This is a genomic window from Actinocrispum sp. NPDC049592, assembly GCF_040675465.1.
Taxonomy (GTDB): Bacteria; Actinomycetota; Actinomycetes; order Mycobacteriales; family Pseudonocardiaceae; genus Kibdelosporangium.
In genome coordinates, this window is sequence record NZ_JBFAPA010000007.1 from 123,572 (window position 1) to 146,091 (window position 22,520).

At 68.6% G+C, this 22,520-nt stretch carries 18 protein-coding genes; 10 read left to right on the top strand and 8 right to left on the bottom strand.

The window, feature by feature from the left end:
- The 4 genes from AB0J95_RS19515 (at position 1) to AB0J95_RS19530 (ending at position 6,637) form a co-directional block, all read left to right on the top strand.
- A complete protein-coding gene (locus AB0J95_RS19515) occupies positions 1-1,359 on the top strand; it encodes an NYN domain-containing protein (RefSeq protein WP_364759167.1) in 1,359 nt (452 codons plus the stop codon).
- Between the two features lie 154 nt (positions 1,360-1,513).
- Positions 1,514-4,240, top strand: a complete 2,727-nt coding sequence (locus AB0J95_RS19520) for a Tat pathway signal sequence domain protein (RefSeq protein ID WP_364759170.1) — start codon at positions 1,514-1,516, stop codon at positions 4,238-4,240.
- 22 nt (positions 4,241-4,262) lie between these two features.
- Positions 4,263-6,227: an NPCBM/NEW2 domain-containing protein gene (locus AB0J95_RS19525; RefSeq protein WP_364759173.1), complete on the top strand. Its 1,965-nt coding sequence runs from the start codon at positions 4,263-4,265 to the stop codon at positions 6,225-6,227.
- 80 nt (positions 6,228-6,307) lie between these two features.
- Positions 6,308-6,637 carry a hypothetical protein gene (locus AB0J95_RS19530; protein WP_364759176.1) on the top strand — a complete coding sequence of 110 codons (330 nt, stop codon included), beginning with the start codon at positions 6,308-6,310 and terminating at the stop codon, positions 6,635-6,637.
- A gap of 53 nt (positions 6,638-6,690) precedes the next feature.
- Here the strand turns inward: AB0J95_RS19530 and AB0J95_RS19535 are convergent, their stop codons facing one another.
- From AB0J95_RS19535 to AB0J95_RS19565, 7 genes are all read right to left on the bottom strand, one after another.
- Positions 6,691-6,963 carry a hypothetical protein gene (locus AB0J95_RS19535; RefSeq protein ID WP_364759179.1) on the bottom strand — a complete coding sequence of 91 codons (273 nt, stop codon included), beginning with the start codon at positions 6,961-6,963 and terminating at the stop codon, positions 6,691-6,693.
- A 312-nt stretch (positions 6,964-7,275) separates the two neighbouring features.
- A complete protein-coding gene (locus AB0J95_RS19540) occupies positions 7,276-8,904 on the bottom strand; it encodes a glycoside hydrolase family 13 protein (RefSeq protein WP_364759182.1) in 1,629 nt (542 codons plus the stop codon).
- Positions 8,905-8,934: 30 nt separating this feature from the next.
- Positions 8,935-9,804: a carbohydrate ABC transporter permease gene (locus AB0J95_RS19545; RefSeq protein WP_364759185.1), complete on the bottom strand. Its 870-nt coding sequence runs from the start codon at positions 9,802-9,804 to the stop codon at positions 8,935-8,937.
- Positions 9,804-10,733, bottom strand: a complete 930-nt coding sequence (locus tag AB0J95_RS19550) for a sugar ABC transporter permease (RefSeq protein ID WP_364759188.1) — start codon at positions 10,731-10,733, stop codon at positions 9,804-9,806. Before AB0J95_RS19550 ends, AB0J95_RS19545 begins: the two co-directional genes overlap by 1 nt.
- A gap of 10 nt (positions 10,734-10,743) precedes the next feature.
- On the bottom strand, positions 10,744-12,111 hold the full coding sequence (locus AB0J95_RS19555) for an extracellular solute-binding protein (RefSeq protein WP_364759191.1): 1,368 nt from the start codon (positions 12,109-12,111) through the stop codon (positions 10,744-10,746).
- Between the two features lie 113 nt (positions 12,112-12,224).
- Positions 12,225-13,232 carry a LacI family DNA-binding transcriptional regulator gene (locus AB0J95_RS19560; protein WP_364759194.1) on the bottom strand — a complete coding sequence of 336 codons (1,008 nt, stop codon included), beginning with the start codon at positions 13,230-13,232 and terminating at the stop codon, positions 12,225-12,227.
- Positions 13,233-13,319: 87 nt separating this feature from the next.
- A complete protein-coding gene (locus AB0J95_RS19565) occupies positions 13,320-14,363 on the bottom strand; it encodes a hypothetical protein (protein WP_364759197.1) in 1,044 nt (347 codons plus the stop codon).
- 55 nt (positions 14,364-14,418) lie between these two features.
- Between AB0J95_RS19565 and AB0J95_RS19570 the strand changes: the two genes are divergently transcribed.
- Positions 14,419-15,993, top strand: coding sequence for a D-alanyl-D-alanine carboxypeptidase family protein (locus AB0J95_RS19570; RefSeq protein WP_364759200.1), 1,575 nt, complete (start codon positions 14,419-14,421; stop codon positions 15,991-15,993).
- Here the strand turns inward: AB0J95_RS19570 and AB0J95_RS19575 are convergent.
- The gene (locus AB0J95_RS19575) at positions 15,990-16,865 is read right to left on the bottom strand and encodes an NADP-dependent oxidoreductase (protein WP_364759203.1); all 876 of its coding nucleotides are present in this window, start codon (positions 16,863-16,865) and stop codon (positions 15,990-15,992) included. The two genes, AB0J95_RS19570 and AB0J95_RS19575, sit on opposite strands and share 4 nt — an antisense overlap.
- A 111-nt stretch (positions 16,866-16,976) precedes the next feature.
- Between AB0J95_RS19575 and AB0J95_RS19580 the strand changes: the two genes are divergently transcribed.
- From AB0J95_RS19580 to AB0J95_RS19600, 5 genes are all read left to right on the top strand, one after another.
- Complete coding sequence (locus AB0J95_RS19580) at positions 16,977-17,387, top strand: helix-turn-helix domain-containing protein (RefSeq protein WP_364759206.1); 411 nt, start codon at positions 16,977-16,979, stop codon at positions 17,385-17,387.
- A 78-nt stretch (positions 17,388-17,465) separates the two neighbouring features.
- On the top strand, positions 17,466-17,666 hold the full coding sequence (locus tag AB0J95_RS19585; protein ID WP_364759209.1) for a hypothetical protein: 201 nt from the start codon (positions 17,466-17,468) through the stop codon (positions 17,664-17,666).
- A gap of 393 nt (positions 17,667-18,059) precedes the next feature.
- Complete coding sequence (locus tag AB0J95_RS19590; RefSeq protein ID WP_364759212.1) at positions 18,060-19,112, top strand: NlpC/P60 family protein; 1,053 nt, start codon at positions 18,060-18,062, stop codon at positions 19,110-19,112.
- Between the two features lie 904 nt (positions 19,113-20,016).
- Positions 20,017-21,360, top strand: a complete 1,344-nt coding sequence (locus tag AB0J95_RS19595; RefSeq protein WP_364759215.1) for a hypothetical protein — start codon at positions 20,017-20,019, stop codon at positions 21,358-21,360.
- Positions 21,361-21,376: 16 nt separating this feature from the next.
- Positions 21,377-22,492 (top strand): glycosyltransferase family 4 protein, encoded by a 1,116-nt coding sequence (locus tag AB0J95_RS19600; RefSeq protein WP_364759218.1) that lies wholly within the window; start codon positions 21,377-21,379, stop codon positions 22,490-22,492.
- Positions 22,493-22,520 lie beyond the last annotated feature (28 nt).

Below are 22,520 nucleotides of genomic sequence, written 5' to 3' on the forward strand. Positions count from 1 at the left end.
ATGGCGCCGCCGCAGGAACAGGACGAGCTCCCCGACGACGAGGTCGGTGAGGAGCTCCTGGCTGACGACGCGTCCGAGATGGACTGGGAGGACATCCCGGACGCCGTGCGGCACCGGCTTGCCGAAATCGGGGCGGAGGCGATCAGCGGGCTCAACCGGGTGGACATCCCGCAGCAGCTCAGAGCGGTCGCCAAGTTCGCCCCGGCGAAACGCGCCCGGCTGGGCGGCGCGTCGATCATGGCCGCGCTGAAGATGTCGAGCAGCTTCCGCACGGCGGTCGTCGAGTGGGCCCGTGAGCACCGCCCCGGGGCCCTGGAGATCAGCGGCGCCGAACCGGTGTCCGCGGCAGCGGCGGCCGTTCTGCTGGGCGACGAGACCGCCGTGCACTACGTCGAGCTGGTCACCCGTCGTGCGGGCGACGCGGTCCTGCGTGCCGAGCGGGACGCGGCCCTGACCAGGGCGGACAAGCTGGAGAACGAGGTCAAGCAGCTGCGCGGCGAGCTGGAGGTGGCCCAGGGGTCGGCCGACATGGTGCGCCAGGAGGGCGAGGCCGAGCTGGACCGGTTGCGCAAACGCCTGCGTGAACAGGGCGTGAAGGTGCGCGAGGCCAAGGACGCGGCCGCGGCGGCCCAGGCCGAGATGGAACGTCTGCAAGCGGAAGTGACCGCGCAGATCGCCGATCTCACCGCGCAACGGGACCGCGAGCGGGAGCGCGCGGAGCTGGAGCGCAAGAAGGCCCGCCGCGCCGAAGCCGACGCGGAGGTGGCCCGCCAGTCGGCACGCGAAGCCCGCCAGGCCGACGAGGTGCGTCTGGCGTTGCTCGTGGACACATTGGACGGCGCCGTGACCGGGCTGCGCCGTGAACTCGCGCTCGGCGGGGGAGGACCGCGCCCCGCCGACCTCGTCCGTGGCGCCACCGCCGCGCAGGGCACCGTCGGCCGGGTCGAGGACCCCGCCGCCCTCGACCGCCTGCTGGCCCTCCCGTCCGTGCACCTCGTCGTCGACGGCTACAACGTCACCAAGACCGGCTACCCCGACCTCCCCCTCGCCGACCAACGCGACCGCCTGACCCACCAGCTCGCGTCTCTCGCGGCCCGGACCTCCGCCGAGGTCACCCTGGTCTTCGACGGCGCGGGCGTGGTCGCCGTCCCGTCCGCCGCCCCTCGCGGCGTCCGGGTCCTCTTCAGCGACCCCGGCGTCCTCGCCGACGACGTCATCCGGGCTCTCGTCGCCGCCGAACCCGAGGGCCGCCCGGTCGTCGTCGTCACCTCCGACCGCGCCGTCGCCGACTCCGTCCGCCGCCGCGGCGCCCACCCCGTCCCGTCGGCCGTCCTGCTGTCCCGCCTCGGCCGCGTCTGACCGTCCACAGTAGACATTTACGCATGAGCTGAACTGGGGGTTCATGGGGGTGAACCTCGGATATCTGTGGGGTTGTTGACGGCGTGTAAAGGTTTCCATACAGTCGGGCGCGGGTATACATCGGATCTTTTCGGCGCTCGGTGTGGGGTGGCTGATGGACGTGTCGCGGCGTGGACTGCTCGGCGGGGCGCTGGCGGCTGGGGTGGTGGGGGCGTTGCCGCAGGTGGCCGAGGGGATGGTGGTGCGTGATCTGGTTGACTGGCCCGGGTTTCTGGGGCAGTCGGACATGGTGTGGGCACGGGTGCCGCGCGCCTGGTACGAGGGACCGTTCCTGGGCAACGGGTTCCTCGCAGCGGCGGTCTACAAGGAGCCCGGTGCGAACGCCATCCGGATAACCGTCGACCACAGCCAGGTGCAGGACCACCGTCCGGAGTTCGGCAACGAGTGGGGCGTGGCCAGGCTCCCGGTCGGCAAGCTCCTGCTCACCACGCCCGGCCAGATCATCGGCGCCGACCTGCGGCTCAGCCTCTGGAACGCCGAGCTCACCGGCCGGATCCTGACCGACCGCGGCCCCGTCGGCCTCAAGCTGTTCATCCACGCCGAGGCGAACATCCTGGTCCTGGAATCGAACGCCGACGTCACCTTCGAGCCGGCCGAAGCCCTGAGCCCCCGGACGATCCGCGAGAACCCACCGGCGAACTTCACCCGAAACCCGCCGCCGGTCTCCAGAACCGAAGGCGACATCACGGTGGTCGTCCAGCCGATGGTCGCAGGTGGACAGACGGCGACGGCGTACCGCAAGCGGGACAACACGTTGACGCTGTCGGTCGCCCACACCTACCCGAGCCTGGACGCCGAGAAGACCGTCACCGACGCCATCAAATACCAGGCACCGGTACGCGCGCTGCGCGAGCAGCACCAAAGTTGGTGGCACGCCTTCTACCCAAAGAGCTTCCTGTCCATTCCGGACGGACTGCTGCAGAGCTTCTACTGGATCCAGCTGTACAAGATCGCCTCGGCATCCCGCGCCGAGGGCCCGATCATGGCCACCACCGGCCCCTGGATCGAGCCCACCCCGTGGCCCTCGCTCTGGAACAACCTCAACGTGCAGCTGGAGTACTGGGTCGCCTACGGCTCCAACCACCTCGAGCTCGACCCCATCCCCAGGACCATCGCCGCCACGCAGAAGATCCTCGTCGACGCCCTGCGCCCGGAGTTCCGCGCGGACTCGATGGGTATCCGCCGCAGCACCGACGCCCAGTTCGACGACGCCGGATTCGTTGGCGCGCCCGGGTACAGCTCGCCGGACCCGGAGATCGGCGACCTGCCGTGGTTGCTGCACAACGTGTGGCTGAACTACCGGCACAGCATGGACGACCGCGTCAGGGAAGTTCTGGTTCCCACGCTGCGCAAGGCGATGAACTACTACCTGCACTTCCTGGAGGACAAGGACGGCCGCCTGCACCTCAAACCGAGCTACTCGCCCGAGTACGGTACCGCGCCGGACTGCAACTACGACCTCGCGCTGATCCGGTGGAGCTGCCGGACGCTCCTGGAGCTCGCCCCGAACGACGCTCTGGCAACGAAGTGGCGCGATGTGCTGGCCCGGCTGGCCGACTATCCGACGGACAGCAACGGGTTCATGATCGGCGCTGGTGTTCCGTTCGCCAAGTCCCACCGGCACTACTCGCACATGCTCGCGGTCTACCCGTTGTACTTGGTCACCAAGGAGAACGGGCAGGAAGAGCTGATCAGCCGGTCGCTGAACCACTGGATCAGCTTCGAGGGTGCCTTGCGCGGCTACAGCTTCACCGGTGCGTCCTCGATCTCCGCCGGACTCGGGCGTGCCGACGACGCACTGAAGTACCTGCGGCAGTTCGTGGCCCGGTTCGTGCAGGCGAACACGATGTACTTCGAGGCCGGGCCGGTGATCGAAACACCGTTGTCCGGCGCGCAGTCCCTGCACGACATGCTGTGCCAGAGCTGGGGTGGCATCATCCGGATCTTCCCGGCGACCCCGTGGCGCGACGCCGTTCTCCAGGACTTCCGGACCGAAGGGGCTTTCCTGGTCACCGCGTCCAGAAAGGACGGAACGACCCGGTTCGTCAGCGTCAAAAGCCTGGCCGGGCAACCGCTCAAGGTCAAACCTGGCATCGAAGGACGGATCGAGGTCCGGGGCGCGCGCTGGCGGCAGCTCGCGGACGGTGTTGTCGAGATCGACCTGCCCAAGGGCCGGGAAGCGCTGATCTTCGCCGAGGGCACGCGCGATTTCACGATCAAGCCGGTGCAGGTCGAGCCTTCGCCGAAGTGGGGCTTGCCCGCGTTGCCGACGGGCGGGACGACCACGACGGTGGATCTGCCGTTGAACAGTGACGCGATCACGAGCGAGTTCTTCCCGGGTGACGGCGACTTCGACGGGGCGGGGAACACCTATCCGGCCGCGCAGCTCCCGCAGACCGGTCAGGCGGCCGACGACGGCATCGGGTTCGTGTTCGTCAACGGCAGCGAGGGCACGCCCAACAACGTGATCCCGGACGGCAAACCGATAACCGTCCCCAGTGGACGGTACAGCACCCTGCATCTGCTGGCGGCCAGCGACAACGGGAACACGGACGGTTCACTGACAGTCACCTATGCCGACGGGACGGCGCAGGTTCCGTTGCAGATCACAGACTGGCGCACCTCACCCGCGTTCGGCGAGACCGAAGCCGTTCGCACCAGCCAGATGCACACCCGGACCGGGCCGGTGAACGTCCGGCTGTCGGTGTTCCACCAGAAGATCACGCTCGACCCCAGCCGGGAGCTGACGTCGCTCACATTGCCGGTCGCTCCCGGTCCCCGGCCGCATATTTTCGCTGTGACGCTGGAAAAACCCAAGTAACGCCGCCGCCTGCGAAGGAGGCATGTTGATCAGGGCCATTGTCGTGACCATGGTTCTCGGGCTGACCACAGTGGTGAGCCCGGGCACCGCCCAGGCGCTTGCGGACGGTCTCGCGCTCACGCCGCCGATGGGGTTCAACAACTGGAACGCCACCGGTTGCGCGATCGACGAGCAGCTCATCAAGGACACCGCCGACATCTTCGTCGACCGGGGCCTGAAGGCCGCGGGCTACCAGTACGTGAACATCGACGACTGCTGGGCCGCGCCGGAGCGGGACGCGAACGGCCGGCTGACCGCGCACCCGGTCCGGTTCCCCAGCGGTATCAAGGCGATCGCCGACTACGTGCACGCCCGCGGCCTGAAACTGGGGATCTACACCAGCGCGGGCACCCAGACGTGCGCGAAGACCATGCCCGGCGCGCTGGACCACGAGGACGTCGACGCGCAGACGTTCGCCGACTGGGGCGTGGACTACCTCAAGTACGACAACTGCAACAACGCCGGTCGTCCCGCTTTGGAGCGATACACCAAGATGCGGGACGCGCTGAAGAAGACCGGCCGTCCCATCGTGCTTTCCATCTGCGAGTGGGGCGAGAACAAGCCATGGGAGTGGGGTGCCGGCGTCGGCCACCTGTGGCGGACAACCGGTGACATCAACGACACCTGGGCCAAGACGGTCGAGATCCTCAAGAAGAACGTTCCCCTGGCGCCGTTCGCCAAGCCGGGTGCCTGGAACGATCCGGACATGCTCGAGGTCGGCAACGGCGGGATGACCGATATCGAGTACCGGTCGCATTTCAGCCTGTGGTCGATGATGGCGGCGCCGTTGCTGATCGGCGCGGATCTGCGGAAGATCTCGCCCGCAAATCTGGCGATCCTGGAGAACAAGGAGATCATCGCGCTGGACCAGGACCGGCTGGGCGTCCAGGCGCGAGCGACGTCCACATCGGACGGTCGATGGGTGTTCACCAAGCCGCTGGCCAATGGTGATGTCGCGGTCGCGCTGTTCAACGAGGGTGCCACCGCGGCGAAGATCTCCACTTCCGCTGCGGCGCTCGGTCTTGCGCGTCGACCTGGATATGTCGTACGGGACCTGTGGCAGCACAAGGATCTGCAGACCGCTGGTGAGATCGCGGCTGTGGTCGCGCCGCACGGGACTGCGGTCTACCGGGTGTCCAGTGGGAGTTGGTGGCAGGCCGAACCGATGGTCAGCTCCGGTCTCACTTTCGAGGCCGGGACACCGGGCATCCCGGGCAAGATCACGCCTGCCGGGCGGCCGTTCGAGGTGACGGTCAGCGCAACGAACCATGCTGTGCTGCCGGTGATCGCGCCCTCGGTGAAGCTGGACGCTCCCGCCGGCTGGCAGGTCGTGCCGGTTGATCAGCCGCGGAAACTCGTCCTGCGTACAGGCGAGTCGTTGTCCGCGAAGTACCGGATCACCCCCGTGGCAACGGCTTCACCGGTGCTGACCGCTACAGTGCGGTACCTGGGCGGGGAAGCGAGCCAGACAACCGAGCTGATCGTGCCGCCATTGCCGCCGAGCGGCGGCAGCCAGCTCGGGGATGTCCCGTCGGCGCTGGAAAGCGGCGGTTACGGGCCGATCGAACGGGACATGTCCAACGGAAGCTGGAAGGCCAAGGACGGCAAACCGTTGACGATCAACGGGGTGCACTACGACAAGGGCATGGGCGGGCACGCGCCGACCGAGATCATCTACTACCTCGGCGGCAAGTGCCAGAGCGTGGAGTCCTTCGTGGGCCTGGACGACGAACGCGACGAACGCCAGACCGGCGCCGTGACGTTCGAGATCTGGACCGACAGCACCAAAGTGGCCGACAGCGGGCTGCGCACCTGGCGCGATGACGCGGTGAAGATCGGCGCTTCCCTTGCTGGCGCGAGCTTCCTCCGGCTGGTGATCACCGATGGTGGCGACACCAACAGCTACGACCGCGGTGACTGGGCCGCACCCATCCTGACCTGCGCGTGAAAGGGCGCTGAAAGGGCTGTGCAACGCCGTCGTGATTGGCTGTCCGCGCAGTTGATCACGACGGACGGGGGACAACCCAGATGATCAAGAAACTGGCGACCGCGGTCGTCGCGGCGGCCGCTGTGTCCACAGTGGCCGCTCCGGCGGCGAGTGCCGGGCAGCTCTGCGAGTCCAGTGGCGCTTGGCACGTCTGCATCGAGACGCATGCGGACGGGCTCTGGCACGCTCGTGGGTGGGGCCCGAATGCGGCCATCACCAGCCTGTGGAAGAACACGACACTGCAGCAGTCCGTCTGGACCCCGCCGAATGGCGGGAACGTGACCACCGCGGGTGCGTCGGGTTCGACGGCCGCATGTGTTGGTACGTCCGCTACTTCGGGCTACTACGTCTGCGTCAGCCGTTTGGCATGAGAAAGGTCGTGAGTGGTTTTGCCGGTTCTAACCGGCAAACCACTCACGACCAATCAGATGTTGGTGCTGTTGGGGATCAGGGACGGTTGCAGGTACGGGTAGGCGAGTGGGCGGCGTTTGTTCGTGATCCTGCCGGTGTCCTCAATGGACGTAAGCTCGTTGATGAAGTTCTTGTGGGCAGCGGAGACCCGGGTGTTGGTGAAGTCGCGCATCCCGGCGGACACCGGGAACCCGAAGTCCATGTTGTACCGGTACGCCGCACGCACGGCGGCCAGCTGCTCGGCCCGTTCGGCCCGCCCGTCGTGCTGTGGAACCAGGTAGTCCACCGCTGCCTCCCGAGAAAGATCCCTCGGGCGCGAATGTACCTGCTCCCGGCCAACGAGAGTCCCGGACAAGGCGAGGTGGGGCCCTACCGCCAGAGCCCCACCTCGGCTTGCGTCCCCTGGTTCACTTGGCAGCAGGGGAGGTCGGCTGTCCGGGCGAAGCGCGGCGGGCCGGGCGGCCGCTGCGTACCATGGGCTGGCTCACCTTCCGTGGAGGTGGGTCGGTCAGTTCTTCATCGCGGTGCGCGCCGCGGGTGCAGGGAGCTGACCAGCCCGTCGGTGCGGCTGGCAGGCCGCGCCGACGGGTCTGTCACATCAGGGGATCCGCAGCCAGACCGCGGTGTCCGGCGGCAGCATGTCGTCGTTGAGCGGACCGCTGGCCAGCAGGACGCTTTCGTGCCGTGGCAGCGGCACGTCCTCACCGGACAGGTTGACCAGGCAGGCGAACCCGGGGTCCCGGGCGAACGCGATGACGTCGGCCAGGTGCACCAGCCAGCGCATCTCCCCGTCGCCCAACGCCGGCTCGTCCCGGCGGATGCGCAGTGCGGCCCGGTAGAGCTCCAGCATCGACCCGGGATCGGCGGCCTCGGCCTCTGCCGTGTAACTGGTCCATTCCCCGGGCTGCGGCAGCCAGGTGTGCCCGGTGCTGAAGCCGAATGGCGGAAACTCGCCACCCCAAGGGATCGGCACGCGACAGCCGTCGCGGCCCGGGTCGCCGCCCTTGGTTCGCGCGAAAACGGGGTCCTGGCGCAGCTCGTCCGGGATGTCTTCGATCTCCCAGAGCCCCAGCTCCTCGCCCTGGTACACGTACACCCCACCAGGCAACGACATGGTCAGCAAAGCGGCGGCTCTGGCACGTCTGGTGCCCAGCTCGCGGTCGACCGGCGTGCCGTGCCGCCGGTCCGCGAACTCGAACCCGGTGTCCCCGGAACGGCCATACCGCGTGACATGCCGTGTAACGTCGTGGTTGGACAGAACCCAGGTCGTCGGCGCGCCAACGGGAGAGTGCGAGTCCAAACTGGCCTGAATGACCTCGCGCAGTTTCTTCGCATCCCACGGGCAGGAGAGGAAGTCGAAGTTGAACGCGGAGTGCAGCTCGTCGGCCCGCAGGTACTGGGCGAACCGGACCGGGTCGGGCAGCCACATCTCCCCGACGAAGATGCGCTCACCCGGGTAGGAGTCGGAGATCTTGCGCCACTCCCGGTAGATCTCGTGCACACCGTCCATATCGGAGAACGGCAGCTGCGCCCCCGGCGCCAGACCCTCCACATTGGGCAGTGCGGGATCCTTGACCAGACCGTCGGCCACGTCGATCCGGAACCCGTCGATGCCCCGGTCGAACCAGAATTTCAATATGTCGATGAACTCCTTGTGCACATCCGGGTTCGTCCAGTTCAGGTCCGGCTGGCGGGAGCTGTAGAGGTGCAGGAACCACTCACCGTCGGCGACCCGTGTCCACGCCGGACCGCCGAACCGGGACTGCCAGTCGTTCGGCGGCAGCTCACCGTTCGCACCGCGCCCCGGCCGAAACCAGAACCGTTCCCGTTCCGGCGATCCCGGCCCCGCCCGCACAGCCGCCTTGAACCAGGGGTGCTCGTCGGAACAGTGGTTGGGCACGATGTCGATGATGATCCGGATGCCCAGCTCGTGCGCCTCGGCGATGAGCAGCTCGGCCTCGGCCAGCGTGCCGAACGTCGGCTCGATGTCGCGGTAGTCCGACACGTCGTAGCCGCCATCGTCCATGGGGGACGGATACCACGGGCAGAACCAGATCGCGTCGATGCCCAGCTCGGCCAGGTAGGGCAGCCGGCTGCGGACCCCGGCCAGGTCGCCGATCCCGTCGCCGTCGCCGTCGGCGAAGCTGCGCACGTAGACCTGGTAGATCGCCGCACCACGCCACCACGCGGTCCGCGTTTCGGGCGCAAGGCGATTGGAAACGGTCACGGTGAGACCTCCGCAAAGTGTCAGGTGGGTTCAACCCTTGACGCTGCCGGCGGTGAGGCCGGCCAGGATGTGTCGCTGGAAGAACAGGAACAACGCCACCATTGGCACCGATGCCAGCACGAGCCCGGCCAGCAACAGGTTGAGCGGCATGTCGATCTCCATTCGCTGCAGTGCGACCGACAACGTCTGCTTCGACGTGTCCGGGAAGACCAACAGGGGCCAGATGAAGTCCTTCCAGGCTGCGACGATCGCGAGAATCGAGACCACGGCCAGGATCGGGCGGGAGATCGGCAGGACGATCCGCCAGAGGATGCGCGGCTGGCTCGCGCCGTCCAGCACGGCCGCCTCCAGCAGCTCACCCGGGATCTGGTCGAAGAACCGTTTGAGCAGGTAGATGTTGAACGCGTTGGCCGCCGCCGGGAACCAGATCGCGGTCGGCGAGTTGATCAGGTTCACGCCGAAGATCGGCAGATCCGTGACCGTGACGTAGGTCGGCACCAGCAGCGCGGACGCCGGGACCATCAGCGTGCCCAGCATCAGCGCGAGGATCTTGTTGCCCAGCACCGGACGCAGCTTCGACAGCGCGTACGCCGCCGGGACGTCGACGGCCAGCTGGATGGCCCACGCACCGATCGCCACGACGATCGTGTTCAGAAAGTAACGCGCCAGGTCCATCTGCGTCCAGGCCTCGCCGTAGTCGTCGAGATGCCACTGCGAGGGCACCACAGTCGGTGGTGTACGGGCGAGTTCCGACGGGTCCTTCATCGCACCCGTTACAGCCCAGTACAACGGGAACACGAACGCGGCCACGAACAGCACGAGCACCACGGCGAAGACGGTCCAGTAGATCGCCTTGCCCTGCGGGGACCGGAGCTGGGCAGGGGAGACCAGGGTACGCATCAGTCGCTCCTCGTCCGGGTCAGCCGCAGGTACAGGCCCGAGAAGATGGCCAGTGCCACCAGAAGCAACAGGCTCATCGCGCTCGCCGCACCGAAGTCGTTGTACGTGAACGCATATCGGTACAACAGCAGCAGCACGGTGACCGTGGAGTCCTCCGGGCCGCCCCCGGTCATCACGTAGGGCTCGGTGAACACCTGCATGGTGGCCACGATCTGCAGCAGCAGCAAGACAAGCAGCACGAACCTGGTCTGCGGGATGGTGACGTGCCAGATCCGTTTCCACAGCCCGGCACCGTCCAGCTCGGCCGACTCGTACAGCTCACCCGGGATGGTCTGCAGTGCCGCCAGGTAGATCAGCGTCGTCGAGCCCATATTGGCCCAGGTGGACACGATGACCAGCGACACCATGGCCGTACTGCTGGAGTCCAGCCACTGCAGCTGCGGGATCCCGGCCGAACCCAAAGCCGCATTGGCAAGTCCGGGCCCGGGGTTGTAGATCCACTTCCAGAGCATGGCCACCACGACCGGCGGCAGCATGACCGGGAGGTAGACCGCGACCCGGAAGAACGCCCGCGCATGCCGCAGTTCGTTGAGCAGCACAGCGGTCACGAACGGGACCGCGAACCCGAGCAGCAAGGCGAACCCGGTGAACTCCAACGTGTTCAGCCACGCCGTGCCGAACAGCGGATCGGCGAACAGCCGGGCGAAGTTGTCCAGCCCCACCCACTTCGGCGGGTCGACGAAGTTGACCTCCTGGAAGGACAACAGGATCCCGCGCACGATCGGGTACCACGAGAACAACGCGAACACCACGAGCGCGGCGGCCAGCAGGCCGTAGGCCGTGAGGTTGTCGTTGACCTTGCGGCGCAGCCTGCTGACCGTCCGAAGTGCAGGCGGGTCGGTGGTGACCGGCCACTGTGGACCGGTCACCACCGGGGCCTCACTTGACTTGAGCGAGGGCACTGTTGACCTTGCCTTCGGCGTCGGTCAAGAGCTGGTCGATGTTGGCGTCCTTGTTGGTCAGCACTGCCTGCATCACGCCGTCGAGCACCGCGTAGATCTGCTGGGCGTTCGGCGGTTCCAGGTTGCCCTTGAGCTTGGTGTTGCCGTCCAGGTAGGACGCGAAGTTCTTCTCCGGCACGTTGGCGTACTGGGTCTTCAGCGACGCCTGCTTGGCGCGGGTCTCACCGGTGTAGACGTCCGGCGTCGGGATCGCGGGCAGGCCGATCGGCTGCTTCTCCGCGACGTAGCGCTTGATGTTGGTCTCGAACCGGTCCGGGTTGAGGTACTTCCAGGTGATCCAGGTCAGCCCGGCCTTGATCTTGGCGGCGTCCGCCTTGGGGTTGATCATGTAGCCCTCGCCGCCGAGCAGGGTGCCCTGCCCGCCGGGCATCGCGGCCACGCCGTAGTCCTCGTACTTGCCGTTGAACTGCTTGACCAGCACCGGAACGTTGTCCGGGGCGGACAGGTACATGCCCAGCTGGCCGGCGCCCATCATCCGCTGCACGTCGGTGGCTTCCAGCAACTGCTTGGCGCCCATGGTGTTGTCGGTCCAGCGCATGTCCTTCAGCAGCTGCAGGGCGGAGCGCACCTTGTCGTTGTTGAAGTCGGCCTTCCACTTGTCGCCGTCCTGCTTGGCGATCTGGCTGCCCATCGCGTAGGCCCAGGTGGTCAGGTGCCAGCCGCCCTGGTTGTTCTTGCTCAGGTCGGCGAACCCGACGGTGCCGTTGCCCAGCCCGGCGATCTTCTTGGCGTCCTCGCGCACCTCGTCCCAGGTGGTGGGCGGCTTGTCCGGGTCCAGGCCGGCCTTGGTGAACAGCGCGCGGTTGTACAGCAGGCCCATCGAGTAGTTCGCGGTCGGCAGGCCGTACAGCTTGCCGCCCTTGTCCTTGAAGATGTCCAGCAGCGCGGGCTGCAGCTGGTTCACCACCGCGAAGTCCTTGACCTGGTCGGTGATGTCGGCAGCCTGCCTGCGGGCGATGATGTTCGCCGGGTCGGTGAAGTAGACGTAGTACACGTCCTCCAGCTGCCCGCCGGCCAGCTTCGCCTGGAACGTCTTGGGGTCCATGAACCCCTCGTGCGGCTCGATGTCGATGTCCGGGTGGGTGGACTCGAACTCGGCGACGTCCTGGTCGAAGAGCTTGCGCTCGACCGCTTCGGTCTTGGGCGGCTGGCCGGTGATCGTGATGGTCACCTTGCCGCCGCCGCTCGCGGCCGGCTTGTCCGTGGACTCGCTCCCGCAGGCCGACAGGCCTAAACCCGCGACTACGAGCAGGACTGTGGCCCTGCGGGTGAGGGATCTCTGCATGGCTCGCGCCTCATCTCCAGGTAGCGACGACGCTCTGTGATGGCGCTCACCATAAGAGACTCGAACGAACCTGCGCAATATGTCGATGAGTTTTCGCAAGTAACGAACAGGGATCAGCGACGAGTCGGCGCGGTCGAGCCGCGGACCACCAGTTCGGGTTCGAACAGCAGCTCCTCATCGGTGGCCGAAGCCCCGTTGATCTGCATCGTCAGCAGGTCGACGGCCGCGCGGCCCATTGCCTCGATCGGCTGGCGGATGGTCGTCAGCGGCGGGTCGACCGAGTTCATGAACGCCGAATCGTCGTAACCGATCACTGAAACATCCTGCGGAACCGACAAACCCTGCCGGCGCACCGCGCGGATCGCGCCGAGCGCCTGCGGGTCGCTCGCGCAAACGATGCCGGTGAACCCGCGCCTGACCAGCCGCGCGGCCGCCGCCTGCCCGCCCTCCAGGGAGAACATCGCGTGCTCGAAGCAGCCCTCGGGCAGCTCGGCACCGGCTGCCCGGGCCGCCGCGGCGAACGCCTCCTGCTTGCGGCGGGAGGGCACGTGGTCGTCCGGGCCGAGCACCATGCCGACCTTGACGTGGCCCAGCGACAACAGGTGCGTCAGCGCCTGCTCGGCCGCGACAGCGTCATCGCAGGACACCCGCGGGAAGCCGAGGTGCTCGATGGCCGCGTTGATCAGCACGGTCGGCAGGTTGCGGTCGGTCAGCCGCCGGTAGTGCTCGTGGCTCGCGTCCGCCTGGGCGTACTGGCCACCGGCGAACACCACGCCCGATACGTGCTGCTGGAGCAGTAACTCCACGTAGTCGGCCTCGGAGACACCACCAGCCGTCCGGGTGCACAGAACCGGCGTGAACCCCTGTTGGGCCAGCCCGTTGCCGATCACTTCACCGAACGCCGGGAAGATGGGATTCTGCAGCTCAGGCAACACTAGGCCGACCAGCCGTGCGCGTTCCCCCCGCAGCTGGGTCGGGCGTTCGTACCCGAGAACGTCGAGGGCCGTGAGGACCGCCGTGCGAGTACTCTCCGAGACACCTGGCTTCCCGTTGAGTACCCGGCTTACGGTCGCCTCACTGACCCCGACCTTGCGGGCCACCTCGGCAAGTCTTCGCGTCATGCCCGCAACTATAGGACAATGCTTGCAGGATCCTTGCATCCGTTTGCAGGCGCGTCGGCTGCGCCTTGCGCACCGCCATCGAGATGATCAAGCGGACGCGATGACCGCGCGCAGCTCGGCCCGCTCGTCGGGCAGCCCGCACTTACGCAACCAGCCGCACCGGTTGGACACGTTGCCCCAGTTCTCGTCGTTGTCCAGCAACGCCGCCACGAACTTGCGCTGCGCCGGGGTGAACGTGCCCGCGTAGGGCTCCGGGAACGCCTTGGTCAGCAGCGGGCCCCAGTCGCTGTCCACTGTGTACTCGCTGCACATCGGGACCAGGGCGAGCGCGGCGGGCAGCAGCTGCTCGAACGACTCGGTCCGCGCCACCGCGGCGGCGATCAGGGTGAACCGGAACCAGCCGCCGAACTGCGGCAACGGTGGCTCGAACCACTCGTCCGCGGTCCACGGGTCCAGCAGCGTGTCCAGGACCATCTGCGTGGCCTGCGGGTTGTCCGCGCAGCCGGGCGCGAGTGCCGCGCAGGCGCGGATGGCCGGATCGTCGTCGGTGAGCAGCGCGCTGGTGTCCTCGCCGCGGGTGCCGAGCGTGAGCACGGCCCCGGCTCGTTCCCGCCGGTCGGTGCTGGTCGTGAGAACACGGTGGAAGACCTCGGCCGGGGCGACCTCGGCGAGCGCGCTGACCGCGCCCAAGGCGGCCTCGCGGACGCTGGGGTCCTCGTCGTCGACGAACGGGGCCACGGCGGTGTAGAGCTGCGGGCGGATCGCGCGGCAGGCCTCGACGTCCGGGTCGTCGTACTCCTCGGCGGCCGACTCGGCGACGTTCCCGAGGAACTCCAGCAGGGCGGCGCGCAACGGCCGCTGCCGGTCATCCCAGGGGTAGACGCTCTCGTGCGGGCTCAGCGTGCGCGGGTCGTCCAGGATGGACGCCATGAACAGCGCGGACGGCGCCGTCGAGCTGTAGATGGAACCCTGGTGCAGCACGGACATCTCCAGCTGGCCGAGCGCGTAGGCCTGCTCGTCCTGGTCGCCCTCCAGCAACAGGACCAGCAGGTTCCGGGTGTCCTCCGCGGAGCCGTACGCGTGCCCCAGCGAAGCCCAGTCGTAGTCGTCGAGATCCACGGCGTCATCCAACCGGTTCACCGGATCGGGGCCGTCACGGCCATGCGTTCCGTGCGTTGTGCCTGGTATGCGGGTTGGCGCGGCGTTGATGGCGGTGGTCGCCCTGCTGGGCGCGCAACCGCCGGAGGAGGCCGGGGTCGCGCCCGGTGCGCCCGTGCCCGACTCACGTCCCGGCGAGGCGTTCGCCGATCCGCAGGTCGCCGCGCTGCAACGGACCGCGGGCGACATCCAGAACGAGCTGGGCGCGCTGGCCGGGCAGATCCACGAGGCCTCGGCGGCGCTGGATGCCGCCTCTAACAGCGTTAGAGAAGCTCGGACTTCACGGGAGGCGGCCGACTCGGCTGTCCGGGCGCAACAAGCCGAAGTGGACCGCTACACCGCCGCGCTGCTGAACTCCTATGGCCGCCCGAACCAGTTCCAGGTCCTGCTGTTGGCCCAGTCGCCGCGGGACTTCCTGGACGGCTCCACGTTGATGGCGCGGGTGCAGGAGTATGAGTCGCAGGAGCTGACGGCCGCGGTTGCACGGCAGCGCACGGCCCAGGAGGCCGAAGACAAGGCGCAGGCCGCGGAAAAGGCCGCCGCGGACCGAAAAGCCGATCTGTCCCGCCGCGGCGACGACGCCACCAACCGGGCGGCCGCGGTCACCGGGGAGTTCCGCGCCAAGCTCGCCGCGACCAACGAAGCCGTTGTCGCCCAACAACAAGCGCAGAGCACCCGTAACTCGCGGACCGCGGCGAACTGGCGTGCCTATGTTGCCAAGATCGCGGGTCTGCCGCCTGGCCCGGCGACTCTGCCCAACGGTGAACACGTGCTCGTGTTGCCGCCGGACACTGTCCGCTCGGTGTCCGCGGTGATCGACGCCCTGGGAAAGCCTTACGCGCCAACACATGGCGACGGCCCAGACGCGTACTCCTGTGACGGGCTGACCCGGGCGGCCTACGGGCTCACTGGTTCCGCGGGTGGGCAGATGGCCGTCCTGCAGCCGGTTTCCGAGCCACAGCCAGGTGATCTCGTGTTCCTCGGGCCCGCTCGGTATGGCGTGCAAGGGGTTGGTGTCGTTCTCGATCCGCGGACCATGGTCACCGCGGACGCCAGGCTCGTCGGGGTTGTGGTCGCTGACATCCCACCCGATGTTCTCGGCTATGCGCGGCCTTCCTTGCCGCATCGGCCTGCTCAGCCTGTGCCGCAACGGACCGACAACGGGTTGCTGTGGCGGTGCGGGGGAGTGGAGCTGCCTTCGGGTGGCTGGAGCGGTTTTCCCAACGGGATGATCCCGGCCTCGGCGTTGTGCCCGATCGGGATCGGCGCGCACCGGCTGCGGTGCGACGCGGCCCGGTCGTTCGTGCTGCTTTCCCTGGCGTACCAGTCGGTTTTCGGCTCGCCGTTGTGCGTCACCGACTCCTACCGGACCTTCGAGGAACAGGTTCGGCTGTACGGGGCCAAGCCCGCGCTCGCGGCCGTTCCGGGGACCAGCAACCACGGCTGGGGTCTCGCGGTGGATCTCTGCGGCCCCGAGAAGTCCTGGGGCACAAGGGAACGCGCCTGGCTGGACGCGAACGGCCCCGGCTACGGCTGGGTGAACCCGGGGTGGGCCCAGCCGGGCCGGGGCCGCGAGGAGCCGTGGCACTGGGAGTTCGGTTAGAACGTCAGCACGAGCTTGCCGCGGAACCCGCCCGCGCGGGCCCGCCGGTGTGCCTCGGCGGTGTCCTCGATCGGCAGCACGTCGGCGACCCTGGTCTGCAGGGTGGCGATCTCGCGCAGCTGATCGGCGTTCGGCGTGCTGTGCACGACGCCGACCTCGATCCCGCGTTCCGGCTGGGGCAGCGCGGGATCGCTCACGCCGACATACGCGCCACCGTCCCGGATGGGGGACAAGTCGCCGGTCAGCGCCGGGTCGAACATCCCGTCGACGCCCGTGGGCAACGGCTGGCCGCGGGTGATCACCTGCTTGGCGCCCAGCCCGGCCACGTAGTCCTCGTCGCCGGGCGAGGCCAGCGCGATCACGTTCCGGCCGTCGCGGGCGGCCAACTGGACCGCGAAGCCGCCGACGGCCCCGCTCGCCCCCGTGATGAACACGGTTTCCCCTGGCGGCAACAGGTTCAGGCCCTGGCGGGCGGTCAGGCCGTTGAGCCCGAGGGTTCCGGCGGAGACCCAGTCGACGCCTTCGGGCAGTGCTGCCAGCCACCCGGGGGCAGCGAGGATGACCTCGGCCTCGGAGCCCTGGCCGGTGCCCTCCGCCAGCCACGGCACCGCGCCGAACACACGCTGGCCCGCGGTGAACCCCTCGGCGTCCTCCAGGACCGTGCCGGCGATCTCCCAGCCGAGCACGAACGGGAAGGTGAGGTTCGGCGTGCGCAGCGCGAACACGCCCTGGCGGATGGCCAGGTCGGCCGGGTTGACTGCGGTGGCCACCATCCGGACCCGCACCTTGCCCGGCTGTGGCCCCGGTTCGGGGCGGTCGGCGAGCTTGAGCACCTCGGGGCCGCCGTACTCGTGGGCTTCGATGACACGCATGGGACTTCTCTTCTCTGTGGATGCCTTCCTCCTGTGTCGTCCACAGTGCGCGGGGTCGGGTACTATTCGAAAGTAGGTACCTATAAGTGCCTAAGGCGAGGAGAGGTGCCCATGCCCACTCAGTCGGCGGCGCAACGCCGGGCCGAGGCCAAGGTCGTCTACGACGCCTTCGTGGCCACCTGCCCGACCCGTGAGGTGTTCTCGATGCTGGCCGACAAATGGGTCGGCCTGACCATCAACGCCCTGTCCGGCGGGCCGATGCGGCACGGCGAGCTGCGCAAGAAGATCGCCGGTGCCAGCCAGAAGATGCTCACCCAGACACTGCGGACGCTGGAGCACAACGGTCTGGTCACCCGGACGGTCACGCCGACCGTTCCGCTGCGGGTCGACTACGAGCTCACCCCGCTGGGGGAGACGTTGTTGCCAGTGATGGCGGGTGTGAAGAAGTGGGCGGAGACCCACATCCCCGAGATCATGGCCGCCCGGGATGCCTACGAGGCCCGTGACCTGCGAGAACAATGATCGTGACCGGAATTGTCGGTGGGTCTCGCTAAGGTACGGTGTCGAACATACGATCGAACGAGTGCCTGGGAGCTGAACATGGTCGTCGACTGCGACAGCTGTGAAGTTCGGGGTAGGGCCTGCCAGGACTGTGTGGTCAGCGTGCTGCTCGGGGCGCCGCCGAGCATCGAGCTGGACACGTCCGAGCAGCGGGCGATCGACGTCCTCGCGGGTGCCGGTCTTGTCCCGAAACTGCGCCTGATCCCGATCCGTCCGGTGGATTCTTCCGAGGTTGCCTGACGTCTCGCCGAGCGGTACCCATTCGGCGCCGAGCGGTCCACCCCTTGGCTGAGCTGGGTGTTGTCGTGCTCACACAGGGGCGTCGCCGCTGCTCCATTAGGGTTTTGGCGGCGGACGATCAAGTTTTTTCGCGGGGGCGGTGGACGCCCGTCATGTCTTTTCGTAACCTGTCCGAGATCTCGCGGCCGATCAGCCGTCCACAAAGGGCGGCGACGCGGGATCGCCGCCGAGTCAGCCCGTCGGGGAGCTGAACCGGAAACCCCCACCGGTTGGGAGCCGTACGGCCTTCAGTGCGTGTCCACTGTGCCAAGGCCGACAGGCTTCAGGGTGCCCCCGCGCCCTGAGACCGCGCCCTTCCCTCGGCGGTGCGATGACGAAGGAGACACGCGCGACGTGGCGTCGCAGAGACTGAAGCGCGGAATGCGTGGAGCGTTCACAGCTTCCGCCATCATCGCGATGGTCAGCACCTCCCCAGCTCCGGCCCTCGCGCAGCCTCCGGCCCAGAACTCCGACTCGGACGCGGTCAAGAAGTACAAAGACCTGTCCGCGCAGGCCGAGCAGGTGAACGAGGAGCTCAACAAGGCCAAGGACGACAAGGACGCCCGGCAGGCCGAGCTCGACAAGGCGAACGCCGACATGGCGGCCGCCAACCAGGCCAAGACCCAGGCAGCGGCCACGGAGGAGCAGTTCCGCGGCCAGGTGGACCAGCTTTCGACCGCCTCTTTCCAGGGCGCCCGCTTCAACAAGCTGTCCGCGCTGCTGACCGGGACCTCGCCGGAGGACTTCCTCGACCGGTCCACCGCGTTGAACGTGCTGGCCACCGACAACAACAAGGCGCTGACCGAGCTCTCGTCCGCCGTCACCACCGCCGCCGACGCGGAGCGCAAGGCGGCCGACGCCGCCAAGCGCGCCACCGAGGCCCGGGACGCGGCGGCGAAGCTGCAGGCGGACATCGAGGCCCGCAAGAAGGACCTCGACGCCCAGATCAACCAGGTCAAGGCCGCCGCGCAGAAGCTGACCCAGGGCGAGAAGAACTCGCTCATCGGCCCCGCCGACAACGGCGTGTACATCGGCCCGCCCGGCGCCGCCGGCACGGCCATGAACGCGGCGCTGAGCATGCGCGGCCAGCCCTACGTGTGGGGCGGTGCGGCCCCCGGCGGGTTCGACTGCTCGGGCCTGACCTCGTGGGCATACAAGCAGGCGGGCGTCAGCCTGCCGCGGTCCAGCCGCGCGCAGTACGGCGTCGGCCGGTCCGTGGGCCGCAACGAGCTCATCGCCGGCGACCTGATCTTCTACGGCGGCAGCGCCGGGTCGATCCACCACGTGGCGATGTACATCGGCAACGGCATGATCGTGCACGCCTCCACCTCCGGTGTCCCCGTGAAGACGGCCACCATCGACGGCGGCGGCAAGGACTACTTCGGCGCCAAGCGCATCGTCGGCTGACACCCGGCCGACCCCCTGAACCCCTCGTGCCCCCCACACGAGGGGTTCAGTTCTGTCCGCCCCTCTTCACTCGGTGACGTGCCCCTCGTCTCCCTTCGCTCTGGGCCGGGGATGATCCGCCCTTGTCTCACTCGCATCCAGGTGCCCGACCTGGTTCCCGCGGCCAGCCACCCGTGCTCATTCCCCACGCAGGCCCCAAACCTCATTCGCCGCCGGACTACCTGCGCGCTGCGGCCGACGGCCCGGTTCACGACCGCCCCGCTTGGCTCTGCCCCGCTTGGCTCCGGCCGTCCTGCCCCGGCTGCTTGGCTCGGCCCCGCTTGGCTCCGGCCCGCCCCGCCCCGGCTGCTTGGCTCCGCCCGCCCCGCCCCACCTGCCCCGCCCCACCTGCCCCGTCCCCGCCCGCCCACTCCACCGGCCCGGCCCACTCCACCGGTCCCACTTCACCGGTCCGCGCCGCCCCGGTCCGCGCCGCCCCGGTCCGCGCCGCCTGGGACCGCGCCGCCTCGGACCGGCCCGGCGCCACTTCACCGGCCCGGCCCCGCCGGACCGGACCGGCCCACTTCACGGGCCTCGCCGCACCGGTCCCACTTCACCGGTCCCGCACCGCACCCGCCGCGCCCTGCCCCGCCGCGTCCGCCCCACCCGCCCCGCCGCGTCCGGCCTGCCCCGCCGAGTCCGGCCTGCCTCCGCCACCACCCCGCCCCCAACCCGCGCATGCGCACGCCGCGACGAGGGTCCCCTCCCAGGGGGAACCCCTAATTTCACGCTACGGGTGGGGGACGACATTTGTGGGTGGGTGTGGAGGAGTTATCCACAGGGTCGGCCGGGGGACAGGTGGGTCTCAGGGAATCGACAGGCAGGGTGACCGACAAGATCACCTGTGGGGCAATACGATCAGGTTGTGACCGGGATCGCTCGGTTTCGAGCTCTGCTGGTGGCCGGGGTAGCGGTGGCGCTGCTCGGCGGCCTCGCGCTGGTCTCGGCACCGTTGAGTCACCGCACCGGCACGCTCCCGCCGGACCAGGCGCAGACCTCGTCCGCGCCGAGCCAGGCGGCGATCGCGCCACCGGCCTCGATGCGCACGGACGCGGTCCAGGCGCTGCTGCACGGCCGCGCCGATGCGATCAAGCGCCGCGACGAGAAGGCGTTCCTGGCCGGGCTGGACCCGCAGGCGGATCCGGGTTTCGTCAAGGCGCAGCTGACCATGTTCACCAACCTCGCGGGCGTGCCGTTGCGGGAGTGGGACTACACGCTCGTGCCGCAGCGATCCCTCGATTCCGCGGTGCTTCCCGGTGTGCGGGGGGCCGAAGAGCTGTGGGCGCCGGAGATCCAGCTGGTCTACGCGTTGCAGGGGTCGGATGTGGCCGCGACGCAACGCCCGATGGGGTACCTGCTCGTCAAGCGCGCGGGCACCTGGTACCTGCGGTCCGACAACGACTTGGCTGGGGTCGGCCGGAAAACGTGGCGCGGGCCTTGGGATTTCGGGCCCTGTGCGGCGGTCGCGACCGGGCGTGGGCTGGTTGTGTACCACCCCGCGCGCAAGGAGATGGCCGACCGGATCGCGACCGAGCTGGACTCGGCGGTGCGCGCGGTGAGCGACGTGTGGGGCGCGGGCTGGCCGGAGCAGGTCGTCGTGTTGCTGCCGGACACGCCCGAGGAGATGCGCGCGCTGGTGGGCCCGAACTTCCCGGTGGACGCCGTGGTCGCGGTCTCGGTGGCCGATCGGGTGGACACCGACAAGCACACCGCCGAGGGGCAGCGGGTCGTCATGAGCCCGGCCACCGCGGACACGTTGTCGGTCGCGGCGCTGAAGATCGTGCTACGCCACGAGATCACGCACATCGCCGCCCGTGGGTACACAGTGGACGGTTCGCCGATGTGGCTGCTGGAGGGGTTCGCCGACTATGTGGGGTACCGCGAGAGCGGCATCCCCTTGTCCCAGGCCGCGCCGGACCTGAACGCCCAGATGATCACGCGCGGCCCGCCGGACCGGCTGCCCACCGACGAGGAGTTCCGCGGCTCGGGGCACACCCTCGACCTCGCCTACCAGCAGTCCCTTTCGGTCGCCCGGTATGTCGCCGACAAGTTCGGCGAAGCCAAACTCCTTGAGCTGTACCACACCCTCGCCAGGTCCGGCCGGGCGGGCGCCACCGAGATCGACAAGCTGCTGCAGTCCGTTGTTGGCCTCAACCGCGAGCAGTTCGTGGCGGGCTGGCAGGAGTACCTCCGCGAGACGCTCGGCTAGACACTAAAGTGCGGGTGTGGCCCGGACGCTTCTGCTGACCAACGACTTCCCGCCGCGGCACGGCGGAATCCAGCTGTACCTGCACGAACTCGCCAGCAGGCTGCCCGCGCACTCGTTGGTCGTGTACGCGCCCGCCTGGGAGGGCGCGGCCACCTTCGACGCCGCCCAGCCGTTCCACGTCGTCCGCCACCGCACCTCGCTGATGCTGCCGACACCCGACGTGGCGCGCCGGGCGCGGGAGATCATCAAGGCCGAGGAGTGTTCGACCGTCTGGTTCGGCGCCGCCGCACCGCTCGGCCTGCTCGGCCCCACCCTTGGCGTCGCCAGGACGGTCGCCTCCACGCACGGCCACGAGGTCGGCTGGTCGATGCTTCCGGTGTCCCGTCAGGCTTTGCGGCGGATCGGGTCCACAACGGACGTGATCACGTACATCAGCAAGTACGCTCGCAACCGGTTCGCCGCCGCGTTCGGCCGGTACGCGGCCCTCGAACACCTACCGTCCGGTGTGGACACCCAACTGTACCGCCCCGACCCGGAAGCGCGGGCGTTGATCCGCAAGCGCCACAACCTTTCCGACCGCCCCACCGTCGTCTGCGTGTCACGTCTCGTACCCCGCAAGGGCCAGGACACCCTCATCCGCGCGTTGCCCGCGATCCGCCGCCAGGTGCCGGACGCGGCGCTGCTGATCGTCGGCGGCGGCCGGTACGCGTCCCGGCTTCGGGCCCTGGCCAAGGAAAACGACGTGGACGAGCATGTGATCCTCACCGGACCCGTGCCCTGGGAGGAACTTCCGGCGCATTACGTCGCCGGTGACGTGTTCGCCATGCCATGCCGGACCCGTGGCGGCGGGCTCGACGTGGAGGGCCTCGGCATCGTCTTCCTCGAGGCCTCCGCCTGCGGCCTGCCGGTGATCGCCGGAAACTCCGGTGGCTCACCGGAAACCGTGCAGGAGGGCGTCACCGGCCACGTCGTCGACGGCCGCAACCCCACCCAAGTCGCCGCCCGCATCGCCCCCCTCCTCGCCGACCCCGACAAGGCCGCCGCGATGGGCGCCGCCGCCCGTTCCTGGGTTTCCCAGCACTGGCAATGGACCCAGATCGCCGACCGCCTCCAAGACCTGTTGACCCCCTGAGGCGTTGTGCGCCAGACCATTCAGCTTT